Origin of the sequence: Roseofilum sp. SBFL (assembly GCF_017746885.1) — a bacterium.
GTDB lineage: Bacteria > Cyanobacteriota > Cyanobacteriia > Cyanobacteriales > Desertifilaceae > Roseofilum.
In genome coordinates, this window is sequence record NZ_JAGHZH010000195.1 from 1 (window position 1) to 16471 (window position 16471).

At 43.8% G+C, this 16471-nt stretch carries 13 protein-coding genes; 4 read left to right on the plus strand and 9 right to left on the minus strand.

Translation table 11 applies throughout. The annotated features are described in order from the left end of the window. Window positions 1-90: 90 nt before the first annotated feature. Window positions 91-1209, minus strand: a complete 1119-nt coding sequence (locus tag J7545_RS22500) for a saccharopine dehydrogenase NADP-binding domain-containing protein (RefSeq protein WP_318720139.1) — start codon at window positions 1207-1209, stop codon at window positions 91-93. Between the two features lie 287 nt (window positions 1210-1496). On the opposite strand from J7545_RS22500, the gene J7545_RS22505 reads away from it, so the two are divergent. Both J7545_RS22505 and J7545_RS22510 read left to right on the plus strand, forming a co-directional pair. After that, entirely contained in the window at window positions 1497-3605 is a 2109-nt protein-coding gene (locus J7545_RS22505; protein ID WP_318720140.1) for a TIGR00300 family protein, read from the plus strand. Between the two features lie 155 nt (window positions 3606-3760). Then, window positions 3761-4120, plus strand: coding sequence for an ArsR/SmtB family transcription factor (locus tag J7545_RS22510; RefSeq protein ID WP_271944434.1), 360 nt, complete (start codon window positions 3761-3763; stop codon window positions 4118-4120). On the opposite strand, the gene J7545_RS22515 is transcribed toward J7545_RS22510, so the two are convergent. Together J7545_RS22515 and J7545_RS22520 are read right to left on the minus strand one after the other, a co-directional pair. After that, window positions 4117-4713: a GerMN domain-containing protein gene (locus J7545_RS22515; RefSeq protein WP_318698982.1), complete on the minus strand. Its 597-nt coding sequence runs from the start codon at window positions 4711-4713 to the stop codon at window positions 4117-4119. The genes J7545_RS22510 and J7545_RS22515 overlap by 4 nt on opposite strands. 131 nt (window positions 4714-4844) lie before the next feature. After that, entirely contained in the window at window positions 4845-5681 is an 837-nt protein-coding gene (locus J7545_RS22520) for a DUF2993 domain-containing protein (protein WP_318698983.1), read from the minus strand. A gap of 65 nt (window positions 5682-5746) precedes the next feature. Here J7545_RS22520 and J7545_RS22525 point away from each other — a divergent pair, with 65 nt between their 5' ends. Next, window positions 5747-5917 carry a hypothetical protein gene (locus J7545_RS22525; RefSeq protein ID WP_318720142.1) on the plus strand — a complete coding sequence of 57 codons (171 nt, stop codon included), beginning with the start codon at window positions 5747-5749 and terminating at the stop codon, window positions 5915-5917. Between the two features lie 7 nt (window positions 5918-5924). Here the strand turns inward: J7545_RS22525 and J7545_RS22530 are convergent, their stop codons facing one another. From J7545_RS22530 to J7545_RS22540, 3 genes are all read right to left on the minus strand, one after another. After that, a complete protein-coding gene (locus J7545_RS22530) occupies window positions 5925-8180 on the minus strand; it encodes a sensor histidine kinase (RefSeq protein ID WP_318698985.1) in 2256 nt (751 codons plus the stop codon). A gap of 86 nt (window positions 8181-8266) precedes the next feature. Beyond that, on the minus strand, window positions 8267-9706 hold the full coding sequence (locus tag J7545_RS22535) for a protein adenylyltransferase SelO (protein ID WP_318698986.1): 1440 nt from the start codon (window positions 9704-9706) through the stop codon (window positions 8267-8269). A 25-nt stretch (window positions 9707-9731) separates the two neighbouring features. After that, window positions 9732-12020 carry a bifunctional (p)ppGpp synthetase/guanosine-3',5'-bis(diphosphate) 3'-pyrophosphohydrolase gene (locus tag J7545_RS22540; protein WP_318698987.1) on the minus strand — a complete coding sequence of 763 codons (2289 nt, stop codon included), beginning with the start codon at window positions 12018-12020 and terminating at the stop codon, window positions 9732-9734. 220 nt (window positions 12021-12240) lie between these two features. On the opposite strand from J7545_RS22540, the gene patD reads away from it, so the two are divergent. Continuing rightward, entirely contained in the window at window positions 12241-12603 is a 363-nt protein-coding gene (gene patD, locus J7545_RS22545) for a heterocyst frequency control protein PatD (RefSeq protein WP_318720144.1), read from the plus strand. Here the strand turns inward: patD and J7545_RS22550 are convergent. From J7545_RS22550 to J7545_RS22560, 3 genes are all read right to left on the minus strand, one after another. Continuing rightward, on the minus strand, window positions 12586-13755 hold the full coding sequence (locus J7545_RS22550) for a hybrid sensor histidine kinase/response regulator (RefSeq protein ID WP_318720145.1): 1170 nt from the start codon (window positions 13753-13755) through the stop codon (window positions 12586-12588). The genes patD and J7545_RS22550 overlap by 18 nt on opposite strands. Before the next feature lie 178 nt (window positions 13756-13933). Next, window positions 13934-15922, minus strand: a complete 1989-nt coding sequence (locus tag J7545_RS22555) for a diguanylate cyclase (protein WP_318698991.1) — start codon at window positions 15920-15922, stop codon at window positions 13934-13936. Window positions 15923-16000: 78 nt separating this feature from the next. Next, window positions 16001-16456 (minus strand): response regulator, encoded by a 456-nt coding sequence (locus tag J7545_RS22560; protein ID WP_318720146.1) that lies wholly within the window; start codon window positions 16454-16456, stop codon window positions 16001-16003. Window positions 16457-16471 lie beyond the last annotated feature (15 nt).

Genomic DNA, 16471 nt, shown 5'->3' on the forward strand with positions numbered 1-16471 from the left:
AAATTGAACACTTTTGGGAGCGGCTGAAGAAGGAGGTGGGAAAACTCAAGAACCAGTGTGAATCCCTTTATGATGCCATCATAGAAGCTTTTAAGATACTGTCCTAACGCTCCCTTTCTTTGCTATAGCGCGATAAAACTCCGTTTCACTTCGCGATCGCATCATCTCTACAAAGTCGTCTGAGCCGATCGCTTGTTCGACGGGCCAAACCCCTGGTTTTTTCAGTTTTCCCTGCCAAATCCACTCAGCTAAGGTTCCTGTGCCCCATCCGGCAGCGATCGCCGTATGGGGATGATAAAATCGGCTTTGATATTGGGCCTGTTTGCCCTGGCGCTCTCCTTCCACTTCGACAATCATGACAATACCGACACCAGAGAAGCGATCGCTAATTTGCGTCATGCGATAACTAATTTGCGAGAGTCCTTCAATGACCCAAGGATGATTAATCCAAGATTGAGGTAATTTAGTCATCAGAGCCGTTAAACGGTTGTAAATATCGGGTGCAGAGCCGAATTTAGTAATCACATTCTGTACGGGGAAACTTTCCGCTAATGTCCAAGCTTCGGGGACATCGTACCAATAGACTCCCAGGCGATCGAATGGGGGGCCAAAGTCGATAATTTGGCGATCGCTGTAGGGGGCGATCGTTTGCCATTGTCCCCCTATCCAGGCTAAAAACGGATGTTGCAGGCCTAAAAATGTTGTTCGCATCACCGTTATCCCTGCGCCTCCAGACCCTCCTACGGCATAATACAGGCGAATCGTTTCTACTCGATCGAATGGGTCTACTGCTTGCCGTACCATGCTATTAGAAATGCCCGGAAAAACCCCCGTATTTACAATGGCAGTAATTCCCGCTTCTTGAGCTGCGGGGGCTAATGCCAATGCTTTTTGGGTAAACGAGCGATGATCGCTAACATCCAGATAATCCACCCCTTGTTCAATACAACCCTTGAGAACCCTAGCGTCCCGATGGTGAAACGGCCCAGCACAATGAATCACCAGTTGACTTTCGGCGATCGCCTCTTGGAGCTGCTCCCGGTTCCCTAAATCAAGAGCCAAAAATTGCCCCATGAAATCCCAATCATGCCTCGGACGCTGACGACCTGTAACTACAATCTTTGCCCCCATGCGCCCTTGTAAATCTTGGGCCACATGATGACCAATTCTTCCGGTTCCTCCCACAATTAAGATTTGATCTTTAGCCAACGTCTTTACCTCAATTCGTTATGAAATCCTGACTCTTTCCCAAGAAATGGTTTTAACCATGATAAGATACTGGGTTGGCATAAGGCTTAACCATCTTAACCGTTTTCAGCCTAAAAAACAGAAAACCGATAGACTCAAATGGGGGTAAAGCAATTGAATGAGACGCTTATATAGGCTATTCAAGGAAAGTATGGAATCCCGTTTTCTTGCATTGCCTTTTGCCTTTCGCCTCTTGCCTCCTTCCTTGACTGGTTACCCTTCGCGTCTACCCTATCTTAAATTGAATTATGACCGATCAAATTCGCTTTTTAATGTGTGATCCTGAACACTATGACGTGGATTATGTCATTAATCCTTGGATGGAAGGCAATATTCACAAATCCTCTCGCTCTATAGCAGTAGAACAGTGGAACAAACTTCACCATATTATTAAAGAACATGCCATCGTAGAATTAGTAAAACCGGAACAGGGATGGCCGGATATGGTGTTTACTGCTAATGCAGGTTTAGTACTGGGTAAGACGGTTGTTCTCAGCCGATTTTATCACCCTGAACGACAAGGAGAAGAACCTCATTTTAAGACCTGGTTTGAATCTCAAGGATTCACGGTGCATGAATTACCGAAAGATGTACCTTTTGAAGGGGCAGGCGATGCTTTATTTGACCGGGAAGGAAGATGGTTGTGGGCTGGGTATGGATTTCGGTCTGAACTCGAGGCTCATCCGGCGATCGCCGAATGGTTAGATGTAGAAGTTCTCTCCTTACGCTTAATGGATGAGCGCTTCTACCATCTCGATACCTGTTTCTGTCCCTTAAGCGGTGGCTATCTGCTCTACTACCCACCTGCCTTTGATGGATATTCTAATCGCCTCATTGAAATGCGGGTTCCGGCGGAAAAACGGATTGCCATTAGTGAACCCGATGCCGTTACTTTTGCTTGCAATGCGGTCAATATTAACGATATTGTCATTCTCAATAAAGCCAGTCAAGATTTAAGAAATCGCTTAGAAACTTCTGGTTTCCGAGTCATTGAAACCCCATTAACGGAATTTTTGAAAGCTGGGGGCGCGTCGAAATGTCTCACCCTGCGAATTACCGAACCGGTACGCACAGAACTCCACGCTACCACGCAAATTGATACCCGTACCATTCAAATGGTTGGCCATTTACTCGATGCAGGATTAATGAACCGGGCGTTAGATTTGATTGTGGATGGTGGCGGTAGCTTCAAGGTTCTGAACTTCAATTTGGGCGAACAACGGCAAAGTCCCTCCGAAGCCGATGTGAAAGTGTCTGCTCCTTCGGCTGAGGTCCTCGATGATATTATGTCCCAGTTGATTGATTTGGGCGCAATACCCGCCTCTGAAGACGAGGAAGAATCGCGACGCGAACCGGTTCCTCAACCCGGAACTGCACCAGATGATTTCTATGTCAGTACCATTTATCCCACAGAAGTGCGGATTCAGGACACTTGGGTGAAGGTACAAAAACAACGCATGGATGCTTCGATCGCCGTTACCTATACAGAGGAAGGACCAGTAGCTCAATGTAAATTAATACGAGATCTGGCGATCGGTGAAGATGTAATTGTCGGTACTCGTGGCATTCGTACACTGCATAAGGTGGAAACCCGGGATCAAAAAGCACCTCAAGAGTTTAGCTTTATGAGTGGTGGAGTCTCCAGCGAGCGCCGCGTAGAATTAATGGTTGAGCAGGTGGCTTGGGAGTTGCGCCATATTCGCGATCAAGGCGGTAAAGTGGTGGTGACGGCTGGCCCGGTGGTTATTCATACTGGTGGCGGACAGCACTTAGCGACACTGATCCGGGAAGGCTATGTACAAGTGCTATTGGGTGGAAATGCGATCGCCGTCCATGATATCGAACAAGCACTGATGGGAACATCCTTGGGTGTGGATATGAATCAAGGCGTAGCCGTACAAGGAGGGCATCGTCATCATCTGAAGGTGATTAATAAGATTCGTCGCTGTGGGAGCATCGCCCAAGCAGTAGAATCTGGAGTATTAACCAAAGGGGTGATGTACGAATGTGTCCAGAATCAAGTGCCCTTTGTCTTGGCCGGTTCCATCCGCGATGATGGTCCCTTACCCGATACCCAAATGGATATGATCGCGGCTCAACAAGAATATGCCCAACTCCTACAAGGTGCGGATATGGTGCTGATGCTCTCCTCGATGCTCCATTCCATCGGTGTCGGCAATATGACTCCTGCGGGTGTAAAAATGGTTTGTGTGGATATTAGTCCAGCCGTTGTAACCAAATTAAGCGATCGCGGTTCCTTAGAATCGATCGGTGTAGTTACCGATGTCGGCTTATTCCTGAGTCTGCTCGTGAACCAACTCCATAAACTAACCACCGTTTATCAAACCGTTTCGTAGCCTAAGAACCAGGGGAATGGGGGATAGGAAGCTATTACTCCTCCCCATCCCCCATTCTCCTCTTACTCCTTCATGACCCTATTGCCATCGATCAATAAATTGCTACAATTTGAGGAACAACTGCCCATTCATTGTCATTAAGACTTTCAATCAACATGGCATCCCAACAGGTTCCCCAAGAAGTCGTCGATCAAGTCGCTGAATATTTCAGTATTCTCTCAGAACCGATGCGCTTAAAGCTTTTAAACTTATTGCGCGATCGCGAGCATTGTGTACAAGAATTGGTCGAAGCCACCCAAACCAGCCAAGCGAACGTCTCCAAGCACCTCAAACTGATGTTACAAGCAGGAATTCTGAAACGACGATCGGAAGGAACGTCCGCTTACTATAGCGTTAAAGACGAATTAATCTTTGAACTGTGTAATTTAGTCTGCGATCGCATCGCCAGTCGAATTGAACAGCAAGCCCGTCACTTCCGAAGTTTTAGTATGACGGGCAAACAACTGATCTCCTAGAGGGCAAACTCTTGGTCATAGACTGCGCGAGTCATGGGTTGCTGAATTTCCAAGCCTCCCCCCCCTAAATACTCCAAGGGTTCACCTTCGACAGACAGCCAAACTTGAGCATCTCGGTCTAAACTGGTAGCTGTATACAAAATTTGCCCTAATCGTCCCATCATCGAGGCGCTGCCGCCTCCTGTAGTAAATTCCTGGGAAAAATTCAGGTGGATACCATCGGATTTTTGCTCTAAACTTAACACCGTTGTGCCTGGGGGAATCGTACTCGACATTTCCGGGTCGGCAGGAGCTTCTAAAACCGTTTTCAAGGCCAGGGTCAACTGCTCTTCGGATGACCCAATTGTTTTTATCTGCACAGGTGTAGAGACTAATTCTAAACTATTCCCAGTATCTTTAAGCCAATAAGCTTGAGGGATATTGTTTTCCGACGGGATAGGTTTGACTTCTTCTAGGATCGAAGATGAACTGTTAGGGGCCTGCATAGAATTAATCATCCACCAGGCTGTACCCCCTCCAGACCCTAGAATTAAGGCTGATAGTCCGACAACTAGGCCAATATGAATACCGCGATTTTGTTTGGGTTGTTCCATGATTACCGTCCTTATTGAGTTGCGCGATGTTGAATACACGAGGGAATAGGTAATAGGGAATAGGGAATAGGAAATAGGGTAAACCAGGTTTTCCCTTCTGCCCATTACCAACATATGATATGGATCGAGGTCTACTCCTCTAAATCAGGATTGTCTGAAGGCTCAAAGGGCTGGATTCTAAGAAATCCAGCGATTTCCAGTTGACCTGGAGTAATGTGCATCTGCAATAGGCGCAGGATTACGGAATTTGATTCGAGGGTCCGGAGGTCAACTTGTTCGCGAATTCCCCGTTGAATCAGGTTTGTGACTAGGGGAGGAACCGGTTCTTGATTGACGGTGACCTCCAGATCGACGAGTTCTAAAGCCCACCCTTTTATGATAGTGACACCGGATTCAACAGCAAGGTTGAGTTCAAAGGGTTGGGAGGAGGATTCGGTATCCGAGTCGGGGATTTGCTGAAGTTGGACTTGAATCCGTATCCGGTTGTCTAAAAAGGTAATTTCTGGGTTAACGATATGATAGCGCTCCAGTTGGGTTACTGCCAGGCGAGGGAGGGAAGAAATTCCCAGTTGACGCAGAAAGTCACTCATTTGGGGTGAGTTTAACCACTCATTGAGCGCTGTATCCGTGAAGCCAATTTTAATTCCCGCTTGTAAGGGCTGCTCTAGGAAAGAAACGCTGGGGCTATTTCTCAAATCGTCCAGATTTAAATCAATGGCATCGGTTTCTATTTCTAGTTTAGCCATTTGTAAGTCGTCAGTGAGCCAAATCCCTCTGCCAGCAATTCTGACCCGTTCCGCTTGACCTTGTAGCAGTCGATGAACGGGAGCATTATCGACTCGCACCTGCCAAGTTTCTGCCCTATCAAAGGTAGATTTAAGCAGAGATTGGGTGATTTGATCGACAAATAGTCCAGAAGGCGATCCCACTAGGAATAAACTCGATAAGATAAGGGTTAGGCCTTCCATGACTGCATCTTCAGTAAGAGGTTCCTTGATGTTATACAATGCTATAACAGAGTTTTATCACGGTCTTGATGAAAACTTTAGATTGGACTCGAATTCTTCGGAATGCGGTGATTACAGCATTTTTAGCTTATGGATCGATGAGTTTTTGGACTCAAGCCCACTGGTCTATGTTAGCTTGGGGAGCAGCGATCGGAGGATTAGTGGAGTTGGGGTTTCAAGCAGGACGCGATCGCTAAAAACAGCCTAATCCTTAAGTAACAAAGGTTCAATTAAATCTAGAATTTTATCTAACCGATAATTGTGAGCGAGTTCACCAATCTGATCTTTAATTTCTACTTCAGATTCAGGTAATTCATCCAGCAGCTCTAGCACTTTTTGATCGTCGGCTTCACAACAGGCTTTATGCATTTTTCCCAGCCAAGCCACCGATATAGACTGCATGAATTCTCTCAATTTTTCCCAAGAGTCCACAGAACTCCGAACAAAATGGTTACTGGGTTTTTGTTCTTGCTTTTCTTTTTCCGTATTAAGTTGTATCTCAGCACTTTCTTCCAGCTTTTGGAAGGGTAGAATAACGGTTGCTGTTGTGCCTATATCAACTTGGCTCTCAAGTTTAATTTGACCGCCCATTTGCTTAACTAATTTCTGGCAGATGGGTAAACCTAATCCCATTCCTTCTTGAAACTCTCCTGTCTTAACATGACGTGAAAAAGGTTCAAATAAATGCTCTAGCTCTTCTGGTTTAATCCCACAGCCTGTATCTTTAATTTTCCATGTTATCCAATGGACTGTATTTGGATTGAAATTCAAATAATCAGGAATATTTTGAGAGAGCCGATCGACTCTCTCCCGATCTAATAGAGTGACCTGGATCGCGATCTCACCTTCGGAGGTGAATTTGGCTGCATTGTCTAACAAATATTTAAGAATTGTTTGTAAAGGATAAGCCTCGATTTGAATCCAGGCAGGAACTTCTGAATCCACTGTGCAAATTAGGGACACATTTTGAAAAGATAATTGACTGTCAAACGTACCCACCAGTTCATGAATTATATCATTTATCGCTACAACACTCAGGTATGTCGATGTATCTTTCTCCTCTTCATTACAGATGGAGATAACATTATTTATCAATTCCAAAAGCTTATAACCACCACTATAAATTCCTTCAATTAGATGGTTTTGCTTGTCCGAAAAATCCCGCTCTTCACGTAAGATTTGGCTGAATCCTAAAATGCTATTTAAGGGAGTTCGTAATTCATGACTCATTTGACTAATAAACTCACTTTTAACTTGATTCGCTTTTTCGGCTACTTCATTGGCTGTTTTGAGTTGATCTATATTAACTTTTAGCTGTTCATTAATTAACTCTAATTCCTGAAATGATTGATTGAGTTTTTGTGTCATTACATTAAAGCTCATTGCCAGTGTGCCAATTTCATCTTTACTCAATACCGGTATATTAAAATTCAAGTTTCCTTGAGAAATTCTTATTGCTGCTTCGGATATTTCGGCAATAGGTTTTACTAATCTGCGGGAAATAATATAGATCATTGTTAGAATTATGACCAGAAAAAGACAGCCAATCATAAGGATTTGGCGAGCCAAGTTTTCCGCTAAATTAAACGCTTGCTTTTGAGAAATTTCAGCAACTAAACCCATATTTTTATCTTCCAGCCACCGATAAAAGCCTAGGACTGGAACATCTTCATGGTTAATATATAATCCGGTTCCATTTTGACCTTCAAGAACAGAGTCAATAGCTAGGCTACGAATCGGCCGATCTTGATTTTCATCACCTAAGTTTAGGGAATTGACAAATGTATTTTTTCCACCAATACGACTAATCAAGTAAATCTGATTATCCTGGTCATAATCTTTGCTATTGTGAAGAACTTTATCGACTTCACCCAAGTCTAGTTCTATGGAAATATAAGCAAGTTTCTGATTATCTCTATAAATTGGAGTGACAAAAGTAATTGCTTTATTTTGAGTCAGAACAGAATTATAAAAGATGGGGTTGATGGGATCTTCTCGGTTCGTTACATAAGTGGTTAAATCTCCTAATGGCTGGTAGGTTTTTTCTAGAAAAGGATTAGTTGAGATAAGGACAATACCTTGATTACTTACAATAGAAGCAATTTTTATATTGGATTTAATATCGGTGACTTTAATTAAGATATCTTTAATCTGTTTATGAATGATATCTTGAGAGAGACTGGGATCGGAGTTGGAATTTAAAAAAATATCGATTCGATCAATAATTTCTGGGATTTGGGCCAATAAAAATGCATCTTCCAACTGTAGTAAAAACCATTGGTTAATTTCGTTTTCTTTGATCGAAACAGCTAATCTAAGCTGATTGATCATGGATTGTTTGAGGGAAGAATGAGCTAGGATATAAGCGCTAGCTGCAACAAGAACCAGAATTAAAAACGAGAGACTCGAATAATAAATAGCGAGTTTTTTAAGCAGACTTTTTTTAAAGAAACGAATCATAATGACAAGGTTAAAGATGCATTATTCGTGAATGGACAGAAAAAGTGATGTTATTTTTAAATCTTTAAGACTTCACTGGATTAAGGTTAAAGTTGTTCTAAAAAGTTGATGAATGGTTGCCAATTATCATCCACCATAATGGGGTTCCATATGGCTTCGATCGCTGGCCTTAACAGATCGACTTGCGGATTAGCCTTTTGCAGGCGATCGCCAATTTCAGCTAGTTTTTCTTCGCCGTTTCGACCTAATACCCTATGATACAAGATTTTCCAAGCCTGCCAAATTGAACTAGGGCCAGCGCTAGACCAGTTGGGAATTTCATCCATATGTTTTGACCAAATGGGATCGAAGCGATCGCGCAGACCCATAAAAAATTGAGGGTATCCGTTCTGAGTATCTTTGAGTAATTTTAGGGTTAACTCGACTAACTCCTGGGCTTCTTTTTCTTCCATTTGATCGCGATCTAAGCCTAACCGACGTAACATGAGTTGCTGGTAAGCCGGTTCATAATGAACCTTAAACTGTTCTAAACTCTCTTGCATAGCAGTTTTGGGGATCGCTTTAGCCAGAGCGACACTGAGCAGTTCTAAATTGAGTTGACAAATCAGAGGTTGATTCCCATAACTGTAGCGTCCAGAATAATCGAAAGAAGCGGCTGTAAAATTAGGATCGTAATGGGGAATAAAAGCATAGGGCCCATAGTCAAAACTTTCACCGGTAATCGACATATTATCGGTATTTAAAACCCCATGACAAAAACCTGCGGCCATCCATTGAGCGGCTAATTGAGCGACTCGTTGCACCAATTGATCGTAAAATCGGATGTAGCGATCGCGTGCAGACTCAGGCTGCACTAGAGGTAAAGGCGCTGGATAATAGGTTTCAATGACATGATCTAAGAGTTTGGTGATTAAATCCGATCGCTCGAAATACCGCAGCCGTTCAAAGGTACCAAAGCGGATATGGGAGCGACTCCAGCGTACCATCACACACGATCGCGCCGGAGACGGTTCATCAGATCGCCATAATGACTCTCCCGTTTCGATCAGACTCAAACAACGAGAAGTCCTTACCCCTAACCGATGCAGCATTTCTCCCGCTAATATTTCCCGTACTCCCCCCTTGAGCGTCAACCGTCCATCTGCCCCCCTGGAATAGGGAGTCATGCCCGATCCTTTTGTGCCAAAATCATATAATTGGCCATCAACTGCTCGCACCTGGCCATACAAAAACCCCCGACCATCGCCTAACCAGGGGTTGTATTCTCCAAATTGATAGCCATGATATTTGAGAGCTAAACAAGGGTGATCGCTTTCAAATTTGCCAAAAAAGTCGATAAAATGGCGATCGCTCACTTGCTGGGGATTGAGTCCCATTTGCACAAGCAGATCGTTATTTCGCCATCGCAGAATATGTTGAGGAAATTGAGCTGCTGCCACGGGATCGTAATAATCATCCCCTAAGTTTTCTAGGGCACTTTCGGTGTTTAAACTCTCAAAAGGATTCGTCTCTACCGTGTCACTCATCACTTGTCCTGATTATGTCCCCCTCCTATTCTGACTCAGAAGCGGCATCTTCTGCTTGTCCCAAACGACGAATATTGAGGACATCGCTCATATTGCGAATTTGAGTAAACACAGATTCAAGTTGGGGGCGATCGCGAATTTCCATCCCTAAATTGATCGTTGCAGGTTTCCCGGGTGTGGTGTTCACATCCACGTTACGCACATTAATCCCTTGATCGCTTAACCGAGAGAGAATATCCTTGAGAATGCCTACCCGGTCAATGGTTTGGATTTGCACTTGCACAATATAGGTCATAGCAGTCGGAGTTCTTTTCTGGTTTTTACCGTTCCAACTGATCGGGATCAGGCGATCTCCTTCCACATTTTCCACATTTTGACAGCCTTGGCGATGAACAGAAATTCCTCGTCCCCGAGTAACCACTCCAATAATCAATTCTCCCGGAATAGGATTACAGCATCCAGCCAGATAATAAAGCAAGCCTTCAATCCCCACAATGGGAGAACTGTGCTCCCCACCAGAAGACTGAGGTGCAGAAGACGACGACGGAATCACCGCCTCACCTTTGAGTCCTTCTTTACACTCCGGTTCTAAGGGTTGAGTGGCGCGAATCGCATCTCGCAGACGGTTCACGACCAAGTTTAAGGTCAGCTCACCATAACCCAAAGCAGCGAGTAAATCATCAACAGCGTGATAATTACAGCGTTCTACAACCCATTGCATAGGTTGGGATTTGAGTAGAGCTTCAAACCCAGATTTACCCATTTCTTTTTCCAGCAGTTCCCGCCCTCTGGCAACATTTTCTTCTCGATGCGATCGCTTGTACCATTGCCGAATTCGGTTCCGCGCTCCTGCGGTTTTGACAAAATTGAGCCAATCTAAGCTAGGATGGCTATTTTTTTGCGTCAAAATTTCCACAATATCCCCATTTTTCAACATCGTATTCAACGGAACCATCCGGCCATTGACCCTAGCACCCGAGCAATGATTGCCCACTTCCGAGTGAATTCGATAGGCAAAATCAACCGTTGACGATCCCGAAGTCAGGGAGAGAACATCCCCACGGGGAGTGAAGACATAGACATCATCTTCAAATAAATTATCTTTGATATTTTCTAAGTACTCCTGAGCATCTTTGAGATCGTTTTGCCAATCGAGCAGTTGACGTAACCAAGTAAACTTTTCATCGGTATCGGTCATGTCGCCATAGTTCGATCCGGCTTCCTTATATTTCCAATGGGCAGCAATCCCATATTCTGCCACTTGATGCATTTCCTGGGTACGGATTTGCACCTCTAAAGGCCGACCAGTGGGCCCAATCACGCCTGTATGCAAAGATTGATAGCGATTCGGTTTCGGCAGACCAATATAGTCCTTAAATCGACCTGGGATCGGCCGGAAGGAGTCATGAACGATCGCTAATGCCCGATAGCATTGATCGTGATTTTCAGTAATTATACGAATGCCAGCAATATCAAAAATTTCGTGAAACTCCTTTTGCTGCTTGTGCATTTTGCGATAAATGCCATACAGATGTTTAGGACGGCCCGTAATTTCCACAGTGGTAATCCCAATCTGTTCCATCCGAATCTCTAGAATTTCAATCACATTCTTCAGGTGTGTTTCCCGGTCTATTCGCTTTTCAGCGACTAGGCATTGCACTTCCCGATAGTAGGTGGGTTCTAAATACTTAAATGCTAGGTCTTCGAGTTCCCATTTTATGCGCCCGATTCCCAAGCGATTAGCTAAAGGAGCAAAGATTTCACGGGTTTCTAAGGCGATCGTCCGTTGTTTATCCTCCTTCATAAATTCTAGGGTTCTCATATTATGAAGTCGGTCGGCTAACTTCACCACAATCACCCGAATATCTTGGGCCATAGCCAAAAACATCCGCCGAAAGTTTTCTGCTTGGCGTTCGGTTTTACTAGAAAATTTGAACTTAGAGAGTTTGGTTACGCCTTCGACCAGTTGCCGGACTTCTGAACCAAAGCGCTCTTCCAACTCTTCTGGGGTTACCTCTGTATCTTCCACCACATCATGGAGAAAACCGGCGGCAATCATGGGGGCACTGCCTCCGAGTTCGCGCAATAATCCCGCGACTGCAACCGGGTGAGAAATATAGGCCTCTCCTGATTTTCGATATTGTCCTTTATGGAGTTGATAAGCAAATTCAAAGGCTTCCCGAATTAAGCGCCGATCTTCTGGCAATTCAGGGGGAGGAATCGATTCAGCGAGGACTTGCTCTGGGTTTAAACAAGCAGTTAACCAGTGGGGAAGGGTAAGATCGAGGGAGTTGGGTTCAGTGATGGTTTTCATAGCGGGTGGATGTTTTGGGAATGATAATAGCTAATCTAATCTCGGAATCATCGAAGGGACTCAAGATTACGAGATTAGGATAATCGCAATGGAAAAATAGTTGGTGGTGGAGATAACAAAGATGCAGATCCTGATTTCAGGTTATCTCTGATGCTCTGTTATTTAATACTATTACTATAACTTTACACCTTTAAAAAAAGCGAGGGGATGAAATACCTCTATGTTAGGGCAACAACATAAGCAGATTTACGAGAACTTTCTCGAACGCTTAAGGAAAGTCTTAATGCTGACTACAAGCAAGACTAATCTAGAGGGATTAATTCCAGCTTGCCAGGAGGCTGAAGATTTTTTTGCGCAACAGATTGCACCCCGGTTTGGGGATGAACCCGATTCCCCCACTGAGATGGCTTGGCAGTCGATTCACACGGAGATGCATAAACAAATGAAATTATTGGTAACTGAGACTACATTTTACCAAATGAGTCGCCAGGAATTGGCGAAACAGCAGAGAAAAAATAGGATTAGTAATTATATCCGGAATCTCATTCACTATTGCGAGATGATTTTAGGGTCTGGTGGGTAAGGTAATGGTGAAGGTGGTTCCTTGGTTTACTTGGCTGTTAATGTGAATGGTTCCGTTGTGTAAATCCACACTTTTTTTGACAATGGAAAGTCCTAAGCCTGTTCCACCAATATTGCCAATATTGCTGCCTCGATGAAAGGAATCAAACAGATGCTGTTGCTCAGATTCAGGAATGCCAATTCCTCGATCTTGAATCTGAAATTCCATAGTGTTGTTCAGACAACGCACGCGAACAGATACGGTTCCTCCCTGGGGAGAATACTTAATGGCATTGGAGAGTAAGTGAACGAGGATTTGCTCAAGTAAGCTGCTATCGAGCATCCATGAGGTGACAGAGTCTTGGGGGAGAAATTCCAGGGAATATTGGGAACCGGCGATCGCCTGCATCCGGGCGATCGCTTGTTCAAATAGGGGAATCACATCCACCAGTGTGGGGTTAAATTCCAGCAAGCCAAAATCCGCATCCTTGATAAACAGGATATCCTCTAAGAGGCTAGTCATATGATTAATGGCTTTATGAATCCGGTCAAAATGCTTATTTTGCTTTTCCCGATCCCACTTATCTCGATATCGCTCTAGCATCCCTATGGATAAACCGATAGTGGTGAGGGGGGTGCGATATTCATGGGAGATGGTGGTAATAATCCGAGATTTTAGCTCATTGAGGGCTTGTAGATGATTTAAAGCTTGATTAAGATAAGGGTCGATGAAGCAACGATCTTGGGGATGAGAGATGCCCAGTAAGCTGGTAATTCGTTTGTTGAGCAGTTGAGGATGAAGGGGTTTGGGTAAATAATCATCAGCCCCCAGCTCCAAAATTTGGCTAATAAAATCGGGTTGGTGACACTCACTGATGGCTAAAATCGCTGGAGGGTAAGTTTGGCACTTCTGTCGATAAGCGATCGCCTCAGTGAGAGGTTGCAAGTTGCTGCTGTTGACATCGACAACGATCAGATGGGGTTGCTCCGTGGTGATTTCTGCAATCTCACGGACAGTTTGAGTGACATACTGATGTGAGACAATCGCCCCTGCTAAAGGCGGATCGATCGATAAACTCAATTCTTTCGCGAAGGGAGGATCTTCTTCAACAATCAGAATCAACGAAGACATCAGAGATTGGATATAGTGCTTAGAGGTAACATCTGTCATCATCTCAGATTTTGCATCTTAAGATTTAAGGTCAGAGGATGAGTATAGCCATCTAGTAATCACATGTCTGATGACTATTGCTAGAGTGCTTATTCCCTTTTGTCTGACTTCTGCAAGAAGTCTATGGTCTAGATGCACCTTCAAGAGAATCATACCTGAATTGATGAAAATTGATGAAAGTCTACACTAATTTTGAGTGATTATCCAAGCTTAATCCATGGGTCTGAATGGTATTGCGCCCCTGAGCTTTAGATTGATAGAGAGCTTCATCGGCATTGATTAGTAGCTGATAGGGTTCCATGTCTAATCGAGGAGTTTGGCACGCGACTCCTAGAGATAACGTTAAGTTCGATCGGATCGGGGAAGCGAGATGCTCAATTTCTCGATCCTGAATCTCTTCCTGAATTTTGTCAGCGACTTCTAGAGCGCCATCTAAGGGAGTGTTAGGGAGAAGCACCACAAATTCTTCCCCACCATAGCGAGCGACTAAATCGGCTGGACGTTGGGCTGATGAGGCGATCGCCTGGGCAACTTTTCGTAAGCAATCATCTCCAGCTTGATGGCCATAGGTATCATTATAGAGTTTGAAATAATCGACATCGCATAGGATAACGGAGAGGGGAGTGCCTTCACGGGCAAGTCTGCGCCATTCCACTGCTAAGTATTGATCGAAGCATCGTCGATTGGCAATACCCGTTAAGCCGTCTAGGGTAGCCATTTGTTGGAGTACCCGATTGGTTTGAGCTAATTGTTGATACAGTTGCCCTTGACGGATGGCGATCGCTACCTGATGGGTAATTTTTCTCAGCAGTTCTAGTTGATCTTCTGGCCAAGTACGTGGCGATCGACAATCCTGTAAGGCGAAAAGCCCCCAAAGAGATTCGGGTGCTTTTTTCCGTAATTCTTCTGGTAATTTTATCCCCATATCTTGATCGGAGGTGAGTAACTCAAAACACTTAATTTGAATCACCAATTGGGATTTAACCTGCCATTGATGTAACTTTTCTTGAAATGCAGAGCGAGCTGGGGATAAAACCTCTTCAATCACCCCTAGTTTTAACTCTGATTCTGAACCCCAATCGAGGATTTCTTCGAGGTTAACTTCCTCAATGCTTTCTCCTAAAATTGAAGTACAATCAGGAGCAACTGACTCTACCAAAACACTTAACTGCGGTTCTGGGTGTAAACCATAGATTAATACTCGATCGGCTTGCAGGAGTTGCTGCACTTCCTGAACCGTAGTTTTTAAGATCTCCTCTAAATTAAGGGATTGGCGAATTTTTTGGGTGATAATACTAAGGATTTTTTCCTGTTGGGCTTGTTTTCTTAAAATCAATTCTGCTTGTTTGGTGTTGGTAATATCTCGACCTACTGCTTGATATTCAGCTAAAGTGTTCTGGGACGTAAAAATTCCTCGAATTGTCCAAGATTGCCAACTCAGATGGGGGTCATAGCCAAGGATCGGTAATTCTAGGGTAATGGTAGGACTTTTAGGGGTAATTTGACTCAATTGTGTCTGAAGTTGATGCCAGTCTTGAGCAAACAGTTCATAGGAAGCACACTGACCAATTAATGATTCTGGTGATTGATGACAAAATAAACTAAAGGCTCGGTTAATAAAGGTAATAGTTCCATCAGCTAAAAATCGACAAATGAATTCTGTTTGATCTTCAATAATACCCCGGTAGCGAGCTTCACTTTTCCGTAATTTTTCTAGGGTTTCTTTTCGCTTGATTGCATAATGAATGGCACGAGCCAGCATATTGGGACGTAACTCATTCTTAAAAATATAATCCTGTGCCCCTACTTTAAGTGCAGATATGGCAGTTATTTCATCTTCCAAGCCAGTCAGCACAATGATGGGAATATGAGGTGCTTTTTGGTACATTAACTGACAAGTTTCTAAGCCTCTGATATCTGGCAACGACAAATCTAATAAAATTACTGCATACGAATTTTTTAAGACCCATTCTATGGCTTCGGCCATGGTTTCCACACGATCAATGTTGTAATCGCATCCTTGTGCCCTTCTGAGTAAAGTTTCGATCAGACGAACATCAGTAGGATTATCTTCAATCAATAGTACATTTAGGATAACTTGATTCACCAGGCTTAATCCTTGACTATCTTCAATACAAAAGGCTAATTGATAAACAATTATACATGACATCCCTTTTTATCTGCCTTGATGTTTCAATTACCGCAGCCTCAATCTTATGATTCGCAGGATTGGGATTTGCTTTTCAGGTTAAACTATTGTACCGGGTATGGGGGGGAGTTTAACAGAAGTTAACCAAAATTCTTCTACTCGGCGAATCAAGTCTTGGAACTGATAAAAAGAGGAGGGTTTATTCAGATAACAATTGGCATAATTTTCGTAACTCGACAGAATATCGGCTTCATTCTCTGAGTTGCTTAACACGATCACAGGAATTACCCTCAGACATAGATCGGCTTTAATCTCCGCTAAGACTTCTAAACCCGTTTTAGTCGGTAACTTGAAGTCTAATAGTATGATCTGGGGGCGCGGACTTTGCTGATAGGGTTCCTGCTGATATAAAAAGGCGATCGCCTGTTCCCCAGTTTCTACCACATGGATCTGATACGTCATCGAGCCTTCCCGAAATGCCCGCACTGTTAAGGCTGCTTGACTCGGAGAGTCTTCGACCAACAAAATATGAACGGGTTCAGAACTGTAATTCAAAGTACAAAATTATCA